The organism is Mammaliicoccus sciuri, from assembly GCF_002901825.1.
In the GTDB taxonomy this organism is placed as follows: Bacteria; Bacillota; Bacilli; order Staphylococcales; family Staphylococcaceae; genus Mammaliicoccus; species Mammaliicoccus sciuri.
Window position 1 is genome coordinate 190282 of record NZ_PPQD01000017.1, and the last position, 18937, is coordinate 209218.

General features: G+C 28.4%; 11 protein-coding genes. 9 read left to right on the forward strand and 2 right to left on the reverse strand.

The features are described 5' to 3' along the window. Positions 1-89: 89 nt before the first annotated feature. Positions 90-482, reverse strand: a complete 393-nt coding sequence (tagD, locus tag CD035_RS03410) for a glycerol-3-phosphate cytidylyltransferase (protein ID WP_048542127.1) — start codon at positions 480-482, stop codon at positions 90-92. Between the two features lie 476 nt (positions 483-958). Between tagD and CD035_RS03415 the strand changes: the two genes are divergently transcribed. Both CD035_RS03415 and CD035_RS03420 read left to right on the forward strand, forming a co-directional pair. Beyond that, positions 959-2197 (forward strand): CDP-glycerol glycerophosphotransferase family protein, encoded by a 1239-nt coding sequence (locus CD035_RS03415; RefSeq protein ID WP_158259773.1) that lies wholly within the window; start codon positions 959-961, stop codon positions 2195-2197. Then, positions 2194-5385, forward strand: a complete 3192-nt coding sequence (locus tag CD035_RS03420; protein ID WP_048542129.1) for a CDP-glycerol--glycerophosphate glycerophosphotransferase — start codon at positions 2194-2196, stop codon at positions 5383-5385. The genes CD035_RS03415 and CD035_RS03420 overlap by 4 nt, the downstream gene beginning before the upstream one ends. A gap of 51 nt (positions 5386-5436) precedes the next feature. On the opposite strand, the gene CD035_RS03425 is transcribed toward CD035_RS03420, so the two are convergent. Continuing rightward, positions 5437-6864 carry a glycosyltransferase family 2 protein gene (locus CD035_RS03425; RefSeq protein WP_048542130.1) on the reverse strand — a complete coding sequence of 476 codons (1428 nt, stop codon included), beginning with the start codon at positions 6862-6864 and terminating at the stop codon, positions 5437-5439. Between the two features lie 135 nt (positions 6865-6999). On the opposite strand from CD035_RS03425, the gene CD035_RS03430 reads away from it, so the two are divergent. From CD035_RS03430 to CD035_RS03460, 7 genes are all read left to right on the forward strand, one after another. After that, entirely contained in the window at positions 7000-8673 is a 1674-nt protein-coding gene (locus CD035_RS03430; protein WP_048542132.1) for a CDP-glycerol glycerophosphotransferase family protein, read from the forward strand. A 14-nt stretch (positions 8674-8687) separates the two neighbouring features. Next, entirely contained in the window at positions 8688-9854 is a 1167-nt protein-coding gene (locus CD035_RS03435; protein WP_048542133.1) for a glycosyltransferase, read from the forward strand. 145 nt (positions 9855-9999) lie between these two features. Next, positions 10000-11988: an acyltransferase family protein gene (locus CD035_RS03440; RefSeq protein WP_048542135.1), complete on the forward strand. Its 1989-nt coding sequence runs from the start codon at positions 10000-10002 to the stop codon at positions 11986-11988. Between the two features lie 209 nt (positions 11989-12197). Next, on the forward strand, positions 12198-13481 hold the full coding sequence (locus CD035_RS03445; RefSeq protein WP_048542137.1) for a nucleotide sugar dehydrogenase: 1284 nt from the start codon (positions 12198-12200) through the stop codon (positions 13479-13481). A gap of 18 nt (positions 13482-13499) precedes the next feature. Continuing rightward, a complete protein-coding gene (locus CD035_RS03450) occupies positions 13500-14444 on the forward strand; it encodes a hypothetical protein (RefSeq protein ID WP_048542139.1) in 945 nt (314 codons plus the stop codon). After that, positions 14444-17077 (forward strand): glycosyltransferase, encoded by a 2634-nt coding sequence (locus CD035_RS03455; protein WP_080964689.1) that lies wholly within the window; start codon positions 14444-14446, stop codon positions 17075-17077. The genes CD035_RS03450 and CD035_RS03455 overlap by 1 nt, the downstream gene beginning before the upstream one ends. Positions 17078-17107: 30 nt before the next feature. Then, positions 17108-18934 (forward strand): hypothetical protein, encoded by a 1827-nt coding sequence (locus CD035_RS03460; RefSeq protein ID WP_048542141.1) that lies wholly within the window; start codon positions 17108-17110, stop codon positions 18932-18934. Positions 18935-18937: the final 3 nt, after the last annotated feature.

The following is an 18937-nucleotide window of genomic DNA, read 5'->3' on the forward strand; positions in this document are numbered from 1 at the left end:
GATCTTCTCCTGATGTTTTTTACATTATATTACCATGAATGCAAAAAAATTACATTTAATGTCATAAAAATAGAACACATATTTGTGTCCTATTCATTACCGTAAAGCTCTTTTTTAATTTGAGTTGTTGAAATACCCTCAGTTCTCTTAAGATATATCACTTCACAATGATCTTTTAGGAAGTCAAATTCACCTTCCCAATCGTGACCCATTAAAAATGTGTCTACTTTAAAGTTCTTTACATCATCTGTTTTTTGTTCCCAATTATTCTCTGGAATAACTAAGTCAACATATCTAATAGATTCTAACATCATTTTTCTTTGTTCATAATTATAATATGACTTTTTGTTTTTTAACTTATTGAATTCATCTGTTGATAAAGCAACAATTAGATAATCTCCATATTGTTTAGCTCTTCTTAAAAGCTCAATATGACCATAATGCAGTAAATCATATGTTCCATAAGTAAGTACTCTACGCATTTCTTCACCTCATTATTTTATATGTTTAATCTTAATATATATAGGACCTATTGTAAATAGTTTGAAAAGTTTGTAAATTCAACTTAAAGGATGATGGTATAAAAATTAATTTTAAAAGCTATTTTACAACATGTTGTATAGTCATTAGTTTAAATTTATAAATCAGTAGTGTATTATAATAGAATATGTTAATTTAGTGTAAATTATGAATTAGAGGAGTATTTATGGAAGATAAATTATTTCTGATGACAGAAAACTCATTTAAAAGTACGATTACATATTTTAATAATAAGGAAGAAATTGATAATACAAATAAAGAGAAACTACTTTTTTATTTTAACAAAGTTTTCAATCCTCTATTTCCTTATAAATTTGACTTTATACTAAAAAATAGAAATGGTTTGTCAATTTTGTTAAGAAAAATTAATTATAATACATCTAAAAAAAGTGTATTTCAATATATGGAGATTAAAGCTATGAAGCGTGGGGAATATAAATATAGTTATATGATTTCCCAATTTCGTAAACATTTATCTACAATTCGTTCTAAACATTATACTTCAGATATATTCTCAAGCAAAATAGAAAAAACAATTGTATATGAATCGTTTAATGGTAAATCATTTACAGATTCTCCGAGAATGCTTTATTTATACTTAAGTGAAAATCTACCTAATTATGAGCATATTGTAGTAACTGACAATCAGCAATTAGACAAAGAACTAAGAGCTTTAAATATTGCTACTGTTGAGAAAAATTCAAAGCAATATTTCAAAATCTATCAAAAAGCTAAAGTGTGGATTGCCAATACGAGATTGTCATCACAGATAGAAAAGAAAGATAATCAACTATATATTCAAACATGGCATGGTACACCTTTAAAGAAATTAGCTAATGATCAAACGGTTATTTCAATACCAGATGTCACGCTAGAAGAGTATCTTTATGGCTTTAATAAAGAAACAAGTAGATGGGATTTCCTCATATCACCAAGTGAAACTGCAACTGAACGATTTAAATCTGCATTTAATTTAAAAGAAGAACAGATGTTGACTTTAGGTTATCCAAGAAATGATGATTTAGTTCAGTTAAATGATGAAAAATATATTAAGCAGCTCAAACAAAAATATGATATTCCCTCTAATAAAAAAGTAATACTGTATGCGCCAACATGGAGAGATAATGATCGTACAGATGTTGGTAAATACAATTTTAAACTGAAGCTTGATTTAGATGCTTTTAGTAAAGAGCTATCGAATGAATATGTATTACTCATTAGAGCGCATTATTTAGTATCAGAACATCTAAACCTAGAAGATTATAAAAATGTGTATGATTTATCAGATGCTAATGACATTAATGAATTATTCTTAATGAGTGATGTATTAATCACAGATTATTCGTCTGTTTATTTTGATTATGCGAATCTACGAAGACCAATCTTATTTTTTGCATATGATAAAGATGAATATGCAAATGATATTAGAGGATTCTATTTACCATATGAATCAGACTTACCAGGACCTGTCTTTGAAACAAGTGAAGCACTAATTGATTATATTAAATCAATGCAATATGAAGACATACCTCAATCAGATACTTATAAAACATTTAATCATAAATATAATCATCTTGATGATGGAGAAGCAACTAAAAGAGTAAGTGAAAAAATCATTCGTACTCTAGGTAAAGAAAAGGAGTTTCATGAACTATGAAAATATTAAATATTTATCAAGAAAGTGAATTATTAATCTTCGAGTTTGATCAAACATTAGATAATATTAAAAATGTTTATATAAAAAATGAATTTGATGAAATAATGGTTCCACAATCAAATATCAAAAATCAATTTAAAATTAATTTAAATGAAGTCTTGGAGAAATTTTCACAATATGATAGAGAAACAATCTTTATTCTACTTGAGCAATCTGATGGTATTACGCAATCCATTCAAAAAATAAATATAAAAAAATATGAATATTATATTCAAAACTTCGAAACAATCATTAATGATGAAACGACTATTACCCCGTATATTACTAAAAATGGCATTATTCAATTTACATTAAAGCCAGAATTGCCAGTTTCTACTTATTTTGCTAGAAGACATATAGATAAAATTGTCATAAATAATAAACAAGCCTTTTTAAAAGGAAAGTTCTCGATTCAAAATTCAACACTCGAATATGCTCATTTAAGAATCACTTCAAGGTTAAGTGAAAATGAAATTGAAATACCATTAGAACCTACTGTATTTAATGTATATAAGAAGCTAAACTCTACAAGTTATGATTTTGAAATTGATATTTTAAATGAACTTAAGCAGTATTTAGCAAATGACTTTGACTCAGAAGATATTATCGATATCTTCCTAAGTATAAAAGTAAAAGAATTTAAAAATGTAATTGATGTAAAATTAGGTAATCCTAGAATTATGGTAGAAAGATTTGCTAAAGGCGAAGTATCAATTGATCTTGGTCAAACAGTAAAAACAGCTATACCATATTTCACGATGAAAGGTAGAAACTTATCGTTTAGAATTAATGAATATGCAAAAGAAGACTATGCAGCGTATAAAAAATTAATGCATGACTATCCAACGTTAATCAAAAATAATTTGAATAAAAATAAAGTTTGGGTAATTGGTGAAAAATCATATAAAGCTCAAGATAACGGTTATCACTTCTTTAAATACATGAGAACTGAGCATCCTAACGAAGAAGTATATTATGTTATTGATAAAAATTCTGAAGAACGAAAAAATGTAGAACCATACGGAAATGTTATTGATTTTAAATCAAAAGAACATTTCGAAGTTATGATCAAAGCAGATGTGATTTGCAGTACACATCACACAGAATTATTATTCCCAAGTCATGAAGCAAGTTATGTAAAAAAAATTAGAGCTAAACGTGTCTTCTTACAACATGGCGTGTTAGGTGCTAAAAACCTAACGCAGATTAATGGTAAACAACTGAAAGATTTTAACGTTGATATGTTTATAACAAGTTCTAATCGAGAAAAACAAATCGTCAATAGAGATTTATTATTTGATTCATATCAAGCAAAAGTTACGGGTCTATCAAGATTTGATGAATTATTTAAGGAAAACGTAGAAGTTAAAAATCAAATCTTAATTATACCTACATGGCGTGACTGGATAACAAATATTAATAGTCTTCTAGAATCAGATTATCTACAAAATTATAATGACTTATTGAATAGACCAGAGTGGAAAACAATTTCTCAATCAAAAAATGTAGACATCATATTCTGTTTACATCCAAATATGCAAGCATTTGTTGAATATTTTGATATACCTGATTACATTAAAGTCATTAGACAAGGTGAAGTAGATGTTCAATTACTTATTAAAGAAAGTAAATTGATGATTACAGACTATTCAAGTGTTGCATTTGACTTTAGTTTCTTAGAAAAACCAGTTATTTACTATCAATTTGATAGAGATAGATTTATCGGTAAATTACCATCACATTTAGATCTTGATAAAGAACTGCCTGGTAGAATTGTTGATAATGTAGAAGCTGTAATAGAAGCTGCAAGCCATTATGTTGATAACGGCTTCAAGAACGAACAACAAATTATCAATAAAGCTAATAACTTTGTAGCATATAAAGATACAAACAATTCACAGCGTATATATGAAGAAGCTAAATCATTTAAACGCAGAAATATCATTAAAGATGCATTGAAATATGATATTCTTTCACAGCATGTATTTAAACGATTCAGAAGACATAAAAATTACTTTGATATTATGTCTTATATGAATAAATTCCTTGTAAGATTCGGAAAGATGGATGAAAAATTAATCGTGATAGAAAGTAATTTAGGTAAACAAGTTACAGATAGTCCTAAAATGATTTATGATCAAATTAAAGCGCTCGATAAAGGTTATAAAATTGTTTGGGTATCTAATAAAATTTACCCATTCGATGATGAAAATGTTATAACAGTGAAACGGTTAAGCCCTAGTTATTATAAATATTTATCAATCGCTAAATATTGGATTAATAATCAAAACTTCCCTCATTATATTGAGAAAAAGAAGAACACAACATATATTCAAACATGGCATGGTACGCCATTGAAAAAAATGTTAAATGATGTCGATGACTTTAAAGGTAGAGATGAAGGCTATATTGACAGAATTAATCGCTCAGTTTCACAATGGGACTATTTAGTTTCACCAAGTCCATACGCAACAAGTTGTTTTAAATCTGCATTTAATTTTAAAAAAGAAATGCTAGAAGTGGGCTATCCACGTAATGATATCTTCTATGAAAATGATATTGAAGAAAAACAACATATTATTAAACGTAAACTTTCAATTCCTAAAGATAAAAAAGTGATATTGTACGCGCCAACGTTCAGAGATGATGAAGTATCATCTGCGAAAAAACATTTAATTAATTTAAAATTAGATTTACATCAAATGAAAGAAAAACTTGGAGACGAGTATGTACTTCTCTTAAGACCTCATATCATTATTAGTAATAATATTATTATCGATAAATCATTAGAAGGTTTTATTTATAATGTTGCGAGCTATGAAGATATTAGTGACTTATATTTAATTAGTGATATTTGTATTACAGACTATTCATCTGTAATGTTTGATTATGCTAATACTCAAAAACCATTACTCTTCTTCACATATGATTTAGAGCATTATAAAGATAATTTAAGAGGATTCTATATGAACTTCGAAGACGAAGCACCAGGACCATTATTAAAAGACAATGAAAGTTTAATTGATGCTATTCAGAATATAGAAACGGTTAATGAATCATATAAAGATAAGTATGATAAATTCTATGAAAAATTCTGCTCATTTGAAAAAGGAACAGCAACGAAACAAATAGTCGATAAATTATTTTAAATAAACAAAAAGCAGAACTGACGCTGTAATTGTGTATCAGTTCTGCTTTTTTTATTTATTTGTTAACTTTAAAGAAAGGTTTCCATTTATAGTAGGGTAGAAAATACCATTTTTATCTGTTAAATTGATTTTTTTGTCATAACCAAATTTAATATTTAAATGCTTAAATCCATCATATACGATGATACAGTTGTAAATTGCTGCTGGTTTATTATTGATTTCAATTTTAGGTATTGAGATGGTTAAGAGGTTATCTTGTACATCTATATTCTCAATAACGATATCATCTTTGTAAACTTTTCGAGACATAAGAGACAAGTTACATATTTTGTCAGTATCAACACCGTCTATTTCAATTTGTATTTTAATGGATTTGTCTAATTCAGCTATATTTAATAACGTTGACTGTTGAAATGGTATTGTGAATCTTTCATTAGCATCAGTTAATAATGTCTGTTTTTGTTGCTTTTGAATGATTTTAGGTTGTTTTTTCAGCCAAGTAAAGAAATTCATAAATGACTCATAATCATTATTTTGAATAAACTTAATTGCGTCTGTATATTCTTGACTGATTGTTTGAATGATATCAGCTTTTATATATGATTGATTGAAAAGTTCGTTCAGTTGTTTAAAATAATTAACTTGTTGCTTTTTATCACTATTTAGGAATACATGACTATTACAACTTTTCAGTAGATCATATTCTAAAAAACGATTTAACAATCGAATGTTTTTAGAGTTTGATTCTTGTTCTAGTAAATGATGAATAATTTCTAAATCTGAAGCACGTTTTTCATAGAAATCTACACCTCTTGTAAGTGATTCATTAGATGTTGTTCTGTCAATGATTGAACAATTATCTGTCACTGTAGATACATTATTAATATAAGGACTTAAATATGTGAAAAACATTTTGTCTTCCCCAAAATGTAAGTTTTCTGGGAACTTTATATTGTGTCTTTTAATATGACTCAGTTTAATAAATTTTGATGGCGGACCAAAGTGATTATATATATATGGGATGTCATTGATGTTATAATTATAACGATTATTATTACTCATAAATCTGGCATGTACTGTTAAAGAATGGTCATTTTGGCGTAATGTTCTACCAACAATCATGTCTGATTTAAGTAGTTTATCGTCATTAGCAATTCTTGCTAATATATCTGTTGCTAAATAATCATCTGCATCTAGAAAATAAATATATTGACCTGTTGCTTCTTCAATACCGATATTACGAGGTTTTGAAGGGCCACCTGAATTTTCATCTAAAATGATAAATTTGATATTTTTAGCTTCATAGTTTTGAATTAAGTTTTGAGTATTATCTGTAGAATGATCGTCTACAATGATGATTTCGTAATATTTTTTATCTAGTGATTGATTTAATATTGAATCAATTGCACGTTCTATTTTATCTTCATTATTATATGATGTGACAATAATAGAAAAAAGCTTTTTACTTTTGAATAACATAAGTTAACTCCATTCGTTAAAAAATCAAATTGTATAAGCAATGTGGCATATTTGTCTCACATTGTTTATATAATGTAATATGAATAAATAGAGAAGTCAATTTATTGTATTAACTTAAAATATATGAGGTGTAAAATGATTAAAATTATAAATATTCATGACCAGCATAATTTGGAAAAATATATAATTGCAGAATGTCGTGAAGAAAATCATATTATTTTAATAGATAGATATACGCAAGTTAGGGAAGAAGTGTTGAACAATTTAGAGTTGGATAACCAATCTTATATGGTTGATTATACAAACAATGGTTATTATACAAACGATAGTAGATATATGGGGAAGGCATTTATTACTGTTGCTGATTGGTTTAATAATATTACGCTTCAACCAAATATTATTTTTAAGAAAGATGAGCTATTATGGCTAATTTCTAATTATAAGTGGGAAACAATATTTGATATTACATTGAACGCGATTTTCCACTTGGATGAAATTAAGATTGATTCTCACGTTATTTTTGATTATGTTCATCAAAGTAAACCAAGTGCAAACTGTTTAGCAGCATTTAAAAATGAAAGTCTCAGTTATGAAGAAAAATTCTATTTAAACAAATTTGCACTTTTAAATGGTATAACGCCATTATTTAAGGCGAAAGAGACAAGGCTTCCTTCTATCGCAAGAACAATTGATAAAGTCATGTTAAAATCACAATTTCAATTACCTAAAATTGCGTATCAAAAATTAAATCATACGGCACTACAAAAACAAATGAAGGCAATTAATATTTATGACAAAGATCAATCGAAAATAAAGCCACATATTGTATTTTTAGGTTTCGATTATGGTTACAGAGGTAATTCAAAATATTTATTTGAGTATTTAGTAAAACAACACCCTAAATATACTGTTTACTTTATTACGGACCAAGAAAAGGGTGATCACTTTGTGTCACCATCTCATTCTGATACGAAACAAATTATAGAAGAAGCTAATGTAGTGATACTTGAAAGCTACTTGCCAGATGATTTTAAGCCTAATGGTACGATCATTCAGTTATGGCACGGTACACCTTTAAAACGACTATTTTTAGATAGCAAAGAACCTAAACAAAATATTGATATTTATAATTATAGAGCACGTAAATATAATAAGTTAATTAAACAAGATTATTTTATAACAGATGTAGAATCTATAAATAATGTATTTAAATCTGCATTTCCATTGGAAGAAACAGAAATTGTTGCATGTGGTTATCCTAGAAATGAATATTTATTAGAGCAACACACAAATTCAAATGAAATAAATAAAATCAAACAACAGTTAAATTTAAATACTGAAAAGGAAACAATTCTGTATACGCCGACATGGAGAGATAATCAAGAAGAAGAATTTTTATTAGAATTTACAGATGAGATGAAAGCGAAATATAACATCATTTATAAATATCACGAAGAAGATCATGCTAATAAACAGCATAATTATATCGATACAAGACAGTTTGAAACACAACAATTACTACTTGTTTCTGACATTGTAATCAGTGATTATTCTTCAATAGTATTTGATGCATTAACTATTGATAAAAAAGTGTACTTATATACACCAGATTTTAATAATTATGATTATAACCGTGGTTTATATAAAGAAGTTTATGAAACTATCAATGATAATCAATATTTTGAACAGTCATTATTGTTTAATGCAATTATGAATGACGATTATCATACGATTAGTGATCAATTTATCAACAAAAATAATCAGTCATACGAAACTATCACGCAATTGATAGAACAAGCTATGGACTGAAAAGGGGTATTTATATGAAATCTTTTACATTTTTAGTGCACAATATTTATCATATGGGTGGGACGACGAAATCGATTTCTAATCTGGCAAATAAATTAAGTGAAAAAGGTCACTCTGTTAAAATATTGTCAGTATTTAAAGCGAGTGATGAACCTTATTTTAAGTTGCATGAAAATATTGAAATTCAACCCATTATTGAATATAACAAAACTATCAAAGGTTTAAAAAATATATTTGTAAATAGAATCAATAAGTATACACCTTTTTTGAGTCCTAAAATTATTCATCCGTCTGAACCTGGACTTCATCAATTTTCAAGTTATATTGAGCAACAAATTGTTAAAGCCATTCAGAATGTGAATGCAGATATTATTGTAGGTACACGTGCAAGTTACAATATACTTGTTAGTAAATATGCAAGTCAGTCGGTATTTAAAATTGGTATGGAACATATGTATTTACATGCACATGATGAGCATTATCAAAAAGATATACTTAAAAGTTATGAACAACTTGATTTAGTTACGACATTAACTAAAGAAGACCAACAAGATTATCAACAAGGTTTAACTCACACTAAAGTAATCATTGTTCCAAATATACTAAAAGAAACTCAATATAACGTAGATAAGCAAAATACAATTGTTGCTGCAGGTAGATTTGAGCATGAAAAAGGGTTTGATTTGTTACTGAATAGTATCAATTTAATTCAAGACACAATGCGAAAATACCAATTTCAATTAGAATTATATGGAGATGGACAAGAAAAAGAACAATACCACCAATTGATCAATCAATATAATATTCAAGATATTGTGAAACTTAAGCCTACTACAAACGCATTATCACAAGTATTAGCTGAAAGTAAGATTACGGCTGTTCCATCTAGAGTTGAAGGATTTGGACTTGTTATATTAGAGGCTATGTATCAACGAAATGTAGTTATCAGTTATAAAGGATGTTATGGTCCTGAATTTCTAATTGAAAATCAGAAAAACGGTTATTTAGTAGACTATCAAGATGCTAAACAATATGGAGAGCAACTTGCAAATGTCATTGAAAATTATCATCATCATGATGTTCAAAATGTCATTCAAAAAGGTATAGAAAGAAGTAACGATTTCGACGGTGATGTCATTTATGAGCAATTCATGAAAGATTTATACAAGCACTTTAAATAAGATGAAATCTCAATCCCTAACAAGCTAATTGTTAGGGATTTTTTAATAGGGTGTTAAGATATTGTAAATATTAATTAATTGCCTTTCTTATAAATATCCTTATATATATACTTACAACTGTATAATACTTAAAGGAGATTTTAATATGCAGACAAATCCTATTAATCTAGACAAAAAATTTAGACCTGAAATTGAAGGGCTAAGAGTTATTGCAGCATTATTAGTTGCAATATATCATATTTGGTTTGGGAAAGTGTCTGGAGGCATCGATGTATTTTTCGTTGTTTCAGGATTCTTAATTACCACTTCCATTATTTCAAAATACAATAAAACAGGATCATTTAAATTTATACCTTACATAACAGGATTAATTAAACGATTATTTCCTTCTGTTATAACAGTTTTACTTGTAACAGTTATCTTAAGCTTTTTCTTATTACCAGAGTCAATACTAGGCAAAACGATAAAAGAAATCATTGCTTCATTATTTTATTATCAAAATTGGCAACTCGCTTTATCGAGTACAGATTATTTAAATAAAGATCAAATGAAGACACCAGTTGAACATTTTTGGGCAATGTCGATTCAAGGTCAATTCTATATTATTTGGTTTGTCATCTTTAGTTTGATTTTTATGTTATATAAAAAATACACCAACTTAAAAATTATTAATGTAATTAACCTTTGTTTAGGTACATTATTTATCGTTTCGTTGTCGTATTCCATTTATTTAACGCACGTCAATCAACCTTGGGCATATTTCCATACATTTACAAGAGTTTGGGAATTCTCACTCGGCGGATTATTAGCAATCAATCTTAATAAAATTAAAATTAACCGTGTAGTAGCAAGTTTGATTGGATGGTTAGGTTTAATAGGCTTGATCTTAACAGGTATTATTTTTAATGTATCAACAATGTTTCCCGGGTTTATTGCATTATGGCCAATGTTATGTGCCGTATTTATACTTGTTTCCGGTAACTATGAAACTAAATATGGTGTTAAGGAATTCTTAGGCTCGTCTATCATGGTAAAGGTTGGAGGATTGTCATTTGGTTTATATTTATGGCATTGGGTGATTTTATCATTTTATCAATATCATAATAATGAACGACCTGGAATTGTATTAGGTATTTGTATGATTTTACTATCATGGTTATTATCATATTTAATGACACGTTATATTGAAAAACCAATCAGATCAGTATCTTCTAATAAAATTGCATTCAAAAAATTAGGCATTGGATTAGTGATACAGTTATTGGCAATCGCATCTTTATATTTCGTTATTTTTAATAATCCTTTTGAAAAAGAAAAGGTAGCATTGAGTGAAAATTATCCCGGTGCAATGGCAGTAGAAAAGCATGTGAAAGTTAAAGAAGATGTAGAAGCGATACCAGAGTTTTCAAAAATCAGAAATGAATCACCTGATTCTACAAGAGACAAAGTTCATCAAAAAATAGGTGAATCAAAAGTTCTAGTAGGAGAGTACGGTAAAAAAGAAAACTATGATAAGACAATTGCCTTAGTAGGGAGTTCTCATGCACAACATTGGTTAGGCGCACTACAAAAAGCAGCTGAAGAAGGAAATTATAGAGTATTAAGCATGACGAAAAGTGGCTGTGTATTAACAACGAAAGACAGTGACCAAGATTGTACCGATTGGAATAAAAATTTAATTAAAGAACTTGATAAGCAAGACGTTGATTTAGTTGTAACAACTGCAGATTCAAGTACAGATGTAAATGGACAAATCGATCCATTACAATTAAAACAATATCAAAACATTACAAATACAAAAACACCGATTATGGCAATAAGGGATAATCCAAGATATGAGTTTAATGTCCCAGAAACTTTAGATAAATTTGGAGAACAAGAAACGATTCAGAAGATGAATGCTAAACAACACTTACCAAAAGTATCTAAATGGGAACAACTTGATCAAAAGCCAGAAGATACTAAATATGTAGACTATACATCGTATTTCAAAGTAAATGGAAAGTTTGCGCCAGTTATAGGTAATGTTATTGTATATATGGATAAAGGACATATATCAAATAGTTACTCCAAAACGTTTGGTCCTAAAATAAAGAAAGATATCGAACAATACTTTAAAGAACTCAATCATTAATAAAAAAAGTACCTTAATCATATGATTTTATATGATTGAGGTACTTTTTTTACACGAAATATTGAGCAATTGTAAATAATGATAAAAGAGTGTAAACCCTTCCTTAAGTATCTGTTAAACGACTGTTTATTGTTTTCATAGAAGTTACAATATATTTAACATTACGAAAGTAATAGCTTAACAATTAATTATTAAAGGATGGATATAATATGAAATTAACTACTATTGGTTTAGGATACATTGGATTACCAACATCAATTATGTTTGCGAAACATGGTGTAGATGTTGTAGGTGTCGATATTAATAAAGAAGCAGTAGATAAATTAAATAATGGTCAAATTCATATTGAAGAACCTGGTTTACAAGAAGCTTATGAAGAAGTGTTAGCTAAAAATAAATTTAAAGCAAGTATGCAACCTGAAAAAGCCGATGCATTTATCATTGCAGTTCCAACACCAAATAATGATGATCAATACGAATCATGTGATATTTCATTAGTAATGGGTGCTGTTGAATCCATTGTACCATTTTTAGAAAAAGGTAATACTGTCATTGTAGAATCTACGATAGCACCAAGAACAACGGATGACCATGTTAAACCATATCTTGAAAGCCAAGGATTTGAAATTGGTAAAGATATATTCTTAGTACATTGTCCTGAAAGAGTGTTACCAGGAAAAATATTACATGAACTTATTCATAACAATCGAATTATTGGTGGTATAACGCCAGCATGTGTTGAAGCAGGTAAACGTGTATATGGAACATTCGTACAAGGTGAAATGATTGAAACAAATGCTAAGACAGCAGAAATGAGTAAGTTAATGGAAAATACTTACCGTGACTTGAATATTGCGCTAGCAAATGAACTTGCGATGGTATGTAATCATTTAGATATTAACGTATTAGATGTTATTAAGATGGCGAATAAACATCCACGTGTGAATATTCACTTACCAGGTCCAGGTGTTGGTGGTCACTGTTTAGCAGTTGATCCATACTTTATTATCGCTAAAGATCCAGAAACAACGAGTCTCATTCAAGAAGGTAGACGTATTAATCGTTCAATGCCTCAATATGTGATTAATGAGTCTAAGAAAATTTTAGAAACTTTAAATGGTCATAAGATTGTTGTATTTGGATTAACTTATAAAGGTGATGTAGACGATGTCAGAGAATCACCAGCATTTGATATTTATAATGATTTGAGAAAAGAAAATGATATTCAAGTAGAAGCATATGATCCACATGTTGAGCTAGGATTTGTCCAAAAAGATATTCAAAAAGCAGTTAAAGATGCGTCTCTTGTATTGATTTTAAGTGACCATTCAGAATTCAAAACTTTAGTAGATCAAGATTTTGAAGGTATGAAAGACAAAGTCATTTTCGATACGAAAAATGTTGTTCAATCACAATTTGAGCAAGTTAAATATTACAACTACGGTAATTTATATACTTTCGGAAAAGATATTGCACTTTCATTTAATAAGTAAAGATTGAGGGGTCTTCATATGATAGACGTTAAAAGTCCAATTATTCAAAGCGGATTGAGCTTTCAAATTATTTTAAGAGAACCAGAAAATCAAGAAATATTTGATGTAGATGATGATGAACTTACAGTCGGCTATGCGTCTGACTATTTAAATAAAGCATTAAAAGTTATTTCTGTAAAAGTGATAGAAAGTGAACTTTACGGATTAATTGTGAGAGGTACGAATATTATAGGATGGACAAGATTAAATCATTCTATCAAATTAATTTCGAAACCTATTGATACGATAAGAGTGGATTTACGTCATTTCTCTACACCACAAATTAATAGAGAACTAGGATTTAAAGTTGATTATAACTTGTTGTTTAAAGAAAAGAACTTTTCATCTAGAGCGTTGTATTTAATTGAAGGTGAAGTGTTAGAAGCTGTATTTAATAAAGGAACATTTACAGGGTTTGTGCCTACGAAAGATATAGATAGAGCAATTCCTATTAATAAAAAAGTATCAATAGAAGAATCTACAGTCTTTTATCAAGATAGTGCATTGCACAAATCAATCGATTTATCATTGGATGAAGAACAATTTGATTTCAATAACGTCTCGATTGATATGGTGTTCTTAAAGGCAGAATCGGTAAGGATCATTATTAAAAAGAAAAAATATTGGATTAGCTTAAATGATTTAGAAGATAAAAGTATTATTAAAGATTTAGAAGCTAAGCAATATGAAAATTATAACGAGTTAACACTAGAACAGCTGGATATGATTACAAACTTTCAAGAAGAAAGAAAAGAGTCAAAATCTGCAATTGTTCGTTTGATAAACGAAAATATCTCATTACAAAAAACAAATAAAAAAGAAGAAAAAGCGCAGTATGAAAGACTATATATGAATTTGAAAAATTCTAAATTAGGAAAGATTCAAACGAAATACTGGAGTTGGAGAAATAGGAGGAAATCATAATGTCTTCAAATATGCCAACAAATATCAATCAAAAAAGTAATATCGAATCCACTAAAGAGGCGTTAGTTAATTTTGATGATAAAACAAAAGTTGAACAATTAGAAGAAGTATTAGATATTGTTGAACAAGATTATATGTATGGACTATATAAATTAAAAAAGGTTAAAGATCATACAAATCATCATAATTACTATAAAAAAGTAGCAGAAGAATCCAAATTAGATTTCCTTGAAAATCACCAACAACATTTATCAAAACTTGTGAATTCTGATACGTCACGTGTATTTATTAAAAATAAATACAAAGTTGGTCTCATTGCTGATGAATTTTTATATAACTCATTTAAAGATATAGGGAATATCGTTTATTTAGATAGTGAATTTACGGATTTAAGTCGAGATATGGATGTTGTGATTGTTGCGACAGCATGGAGAGGTATAGACGGAAGTTGGACAGGTTTAGCTTCAGTAAATAGTGAGAAGCGAAGAATGCTTATTGAAGGCATTCAAAAGTCTAGAAAGTTCAATATACCAATCGTCTTTTATTCTAAAGAAGACCCTGTCAATTTCCATTTATACAAAGATATCGCGACAGAATGCGATATTATCCTGACATCTGCTGCTGAAGTGGTAGAAGATTATAAAGAATATTGTCAAAATGATAAAGTACATGTACTTCAATTTGGTATTAATCCTCATTACCATAATCCAGTAGGTACGAGAAGTCCATATAATAAATCATTTAAAAACGATGTTATTTTTGCAGGAAGTTGGACTGAGAAATATCCTGTTAGAAACCAAGAATCTGCAAGAATCTTTGATGAATTGATTAATAATGAAAATGACTTAACAATTGTCGATAGAAACTTACCGTTAAGAAGAAGACGTTATCAATTCCCAATGAAATATATCCCATACTTAACAATGCCAATTGATCATGAAGAACTAATGAAATTGCATAAAGTATATAGATGGGCTGTAAATGTCAATTCAGTAAAATATTCAGAAACGATGTTTGCGAATAGAATATTTGAATTGCAGGCTTTTGGGAATTTAATCTTATCTAACTATTCAGTAGGTGTTAATAATCAATTTCCAAATGTATTTATGATTAATCATAAAACAGATGTGGCACCAATCATGAACCAATATCAAGAATATGAAATAGAAGATATGCAGGCTAAAAGTATACGTAGTGTGATGAGAAATTGTACGACGTATCATCGTTTAGATGAAGTCCTATCATATATTGGCATTGAACCGACTCAAAAAGCATCACAAATTCTCGTAATTGTTGATGCATTAACGGATAAAATGAAAGACATTCTATATCGACAATTACATGTTCAGTTTGATGTTATAGAAGCTCAAGATACAGTAGAAGATGTATCACAATATGATTTTATAACTTACATGAAAGATTCAATTGAATATGAGGAGTACTATTTAGAAGATTTATTAACAGCATTTAAATATGTAGATGTTGATTTTGTTACAAAAGATAAACAGCATGAAGCACATCAATTTATTGAAAATGCACAAGATAAATATGTAACATTGTATCATAAAAATATATTCGATTATCAATTGAATATCACACAGTCTCAAAATGGCTATAATTTAGATCAATCAGAAATTTATGATGCATCTTTATATGGTCAAAATAACCGCAAGAAAAAATTAAGTGTTATTATCCCAATTCATAATAATGGTACTTATTTAGAAGATAAGTGTATGAGAAGTTTAAGAAGATCTTCAATATTTAAAGAAATGGAAATTATATTCGTAAATGATGGTAGTACGGATTCTGAAACGATATCTATTATTAATCGATTAAGAAGACGATACCCAGATATCGTTTACTATGCATATGAAGAAGGGTCAGGCAGTGCTTCAAGACCAAGAAATAAAGGTGCTGAACTTGCCTCTACAGATTATATTACTTATTTAGACCCTGATAACGAAGCTACTGGTGATGGATATGCAACTTTATTAGAAGAAATCGAATCGAATAAGGATGTCGATATGGTTGTCGGTAATATTATTAAAGAAGATAATAAGCGCAGAGCATTGTTTAATTATGCTGGTACAGTGATGAAGTATAACGACGGAAAATTATTAATTGAAGATCCTAAAAAATATATGAAAAAATGTGGTTTACGTGCTCAAAGTATTCAAGCTTTAATTATTAAATCACAAATTATTAAAGATAATCATATTCGAATGATTGAAGGTGCTGCTGGCCAAGATACTTTATTCTTCCAAGAATTAATGATTCATTCTAATAAAGTACAAGCTGTAACAGATGTTATTCATATGTATTATGCTGCTGTGTCTGGATCAGTTACAAATTCGATTTCTAAGAAGCTATTTGATAAATATTACACGTTAGAAATTGAAAGAATTCCATTTTACGAAAAACATGGATTACTAACATCCTACTTAGAACATAGATTTAATTTTTACGTTAAAGGCTGGTATTTACCAAGATTAGAAAAAGTAAAACCGGAAGAAAGAAAAGAAGCGGTAGAACGATTTTTAGAAATATATAGTTTGTATGATCAATATAAACGTCCAGAAGACCATGATTTAAATCAATATGTTGAACACCTAAAGCAAGAGGTTCAGCAATAATTACGTGATTGATATAAGGGGGTGTGTATGATGGATAATATATTCATAAATTTTAACAAAGCATATATGATCGTTCCTCGACAAATTTCAATTGAAGATAAAAACTATCGTCAATATGTTCAATTCACTGACTTTACGATTTATTTTTCAAATGATTTAAGTTCTTATGAGTATACAAAGAATGACATCAAAGTAGTCATATTAGGTCATTTTGTGCATACGAAACATGTCGACTTGAAATATCCTGAAATATGCGCCCAATTATTATCTCACGAAATAGATTCTTATGATTTTCTTGAAGAGATGAGTTTTTATAATGGCAGGTATGTTATGTTGATAGAGTATAATGGACGTTTGCTACTATATAATGATGCAACGTCATTTTTATCATTGTATTATCATGCGTCTCATGATTTATATGCTAGTCATTCTGAATTAGTGAATCAACTCGTAAAATTATGTTTTGATATGACTTGTGAAAGAATCGCACATAAGTCATATGGATTTTTAGACTATAGTAAATATAAAGATGTTTATAAATTCAATGCCAATACAAGATTTAATATAACAGACCATTCAATTAAAAGAATTTATCCAATCAACCCATGTGTTAAGAAATCAGCAGAAGAAGTATATAGAATCGTTAACCATGAAATTGAAGCAGCGGTTGATTATTTATTTCGATTTAATCAAAAAGTGATTTGTTCTATCACTGCTGGTCATGATTCTAAAGTATCATTATCTTATATTAAAGAACATATCAATGATGTGAATTTCTTTACTTATACAAAAAATATAGATGAATTAGAACATGAACAAGCTGCACATATTTATCGTATAGATGAATATATTTCTCAAAAAATGGCATATAATTTAAATTTAAAGCATACGCTATTTAATATGGATCAACTAGCAGTCAATTCAAATTTGATTGATAGATATCATTTATATGAAACAGATCATAGTATTCATTTAATCAATTATTATCATGAGAACAGGTCGTTTAATCATTGTATACATTTAAAATCTACTATCTTTGAACTTGCTAAAAGTATTATTCCGAAGCGGATACAAAGAGCAGACTCATTTTTACCGTATGAAAATGCAATCAAAAAATGGGCTAAAGATTTTCCAGTGGATCAATTATCTCACGATTATTTATTAGAATTTGTTAAAAGAAATGAGCTCTATAAGACCATTGAATTAGGTTATCATCCTTATGAAACGTTGTATTATGAATCTAGAATGAACGGTTGGCATAGCTGTATTGTTCAAGAAAGTGATGATTATTTAGATGTGTTTAGCTTAATCAACACGAGGCATATCTTATTTGAATTTATGAGTATTAATCAGGAAGATAAGCAAAATCAAATGTTACATAAGTTGATGATTAAACATCATTGGCCAATTTTAAATTATTTTCAAATCAATGAAATTAACACTTTAGAGGATCGATTAATTCAATTAGAAGAAGATACAAATAGGGATGTTGAGAGTTTGACTCATGTTATGATTCAAACTGAAGATTTCTATCAAATTATACAAAATGAAAAAAAGTTATTTCGTGCATTAACACCTAAATTTAGTAATGAAAATCAAAAGAAAATGATTTTGACGAATACTGAGGATTACAAGATTAAACTTGAATTGAGAACATTTTATCATAATAAAAATGGCAGAGATACAGTGTATTTTGATATAGAAAGTGAGTCAATCGACTTAGTAGATTTGAGTAAAAACAATTTAGAATTGACGATAGAACCACAAGCATCTATTACAATTTCTGTCTATGCAAGTAAAAAAATTGAGAAAACATCATGGATCAGCGCTTCACAATTTGAACTTATTGAAAAATAAAAA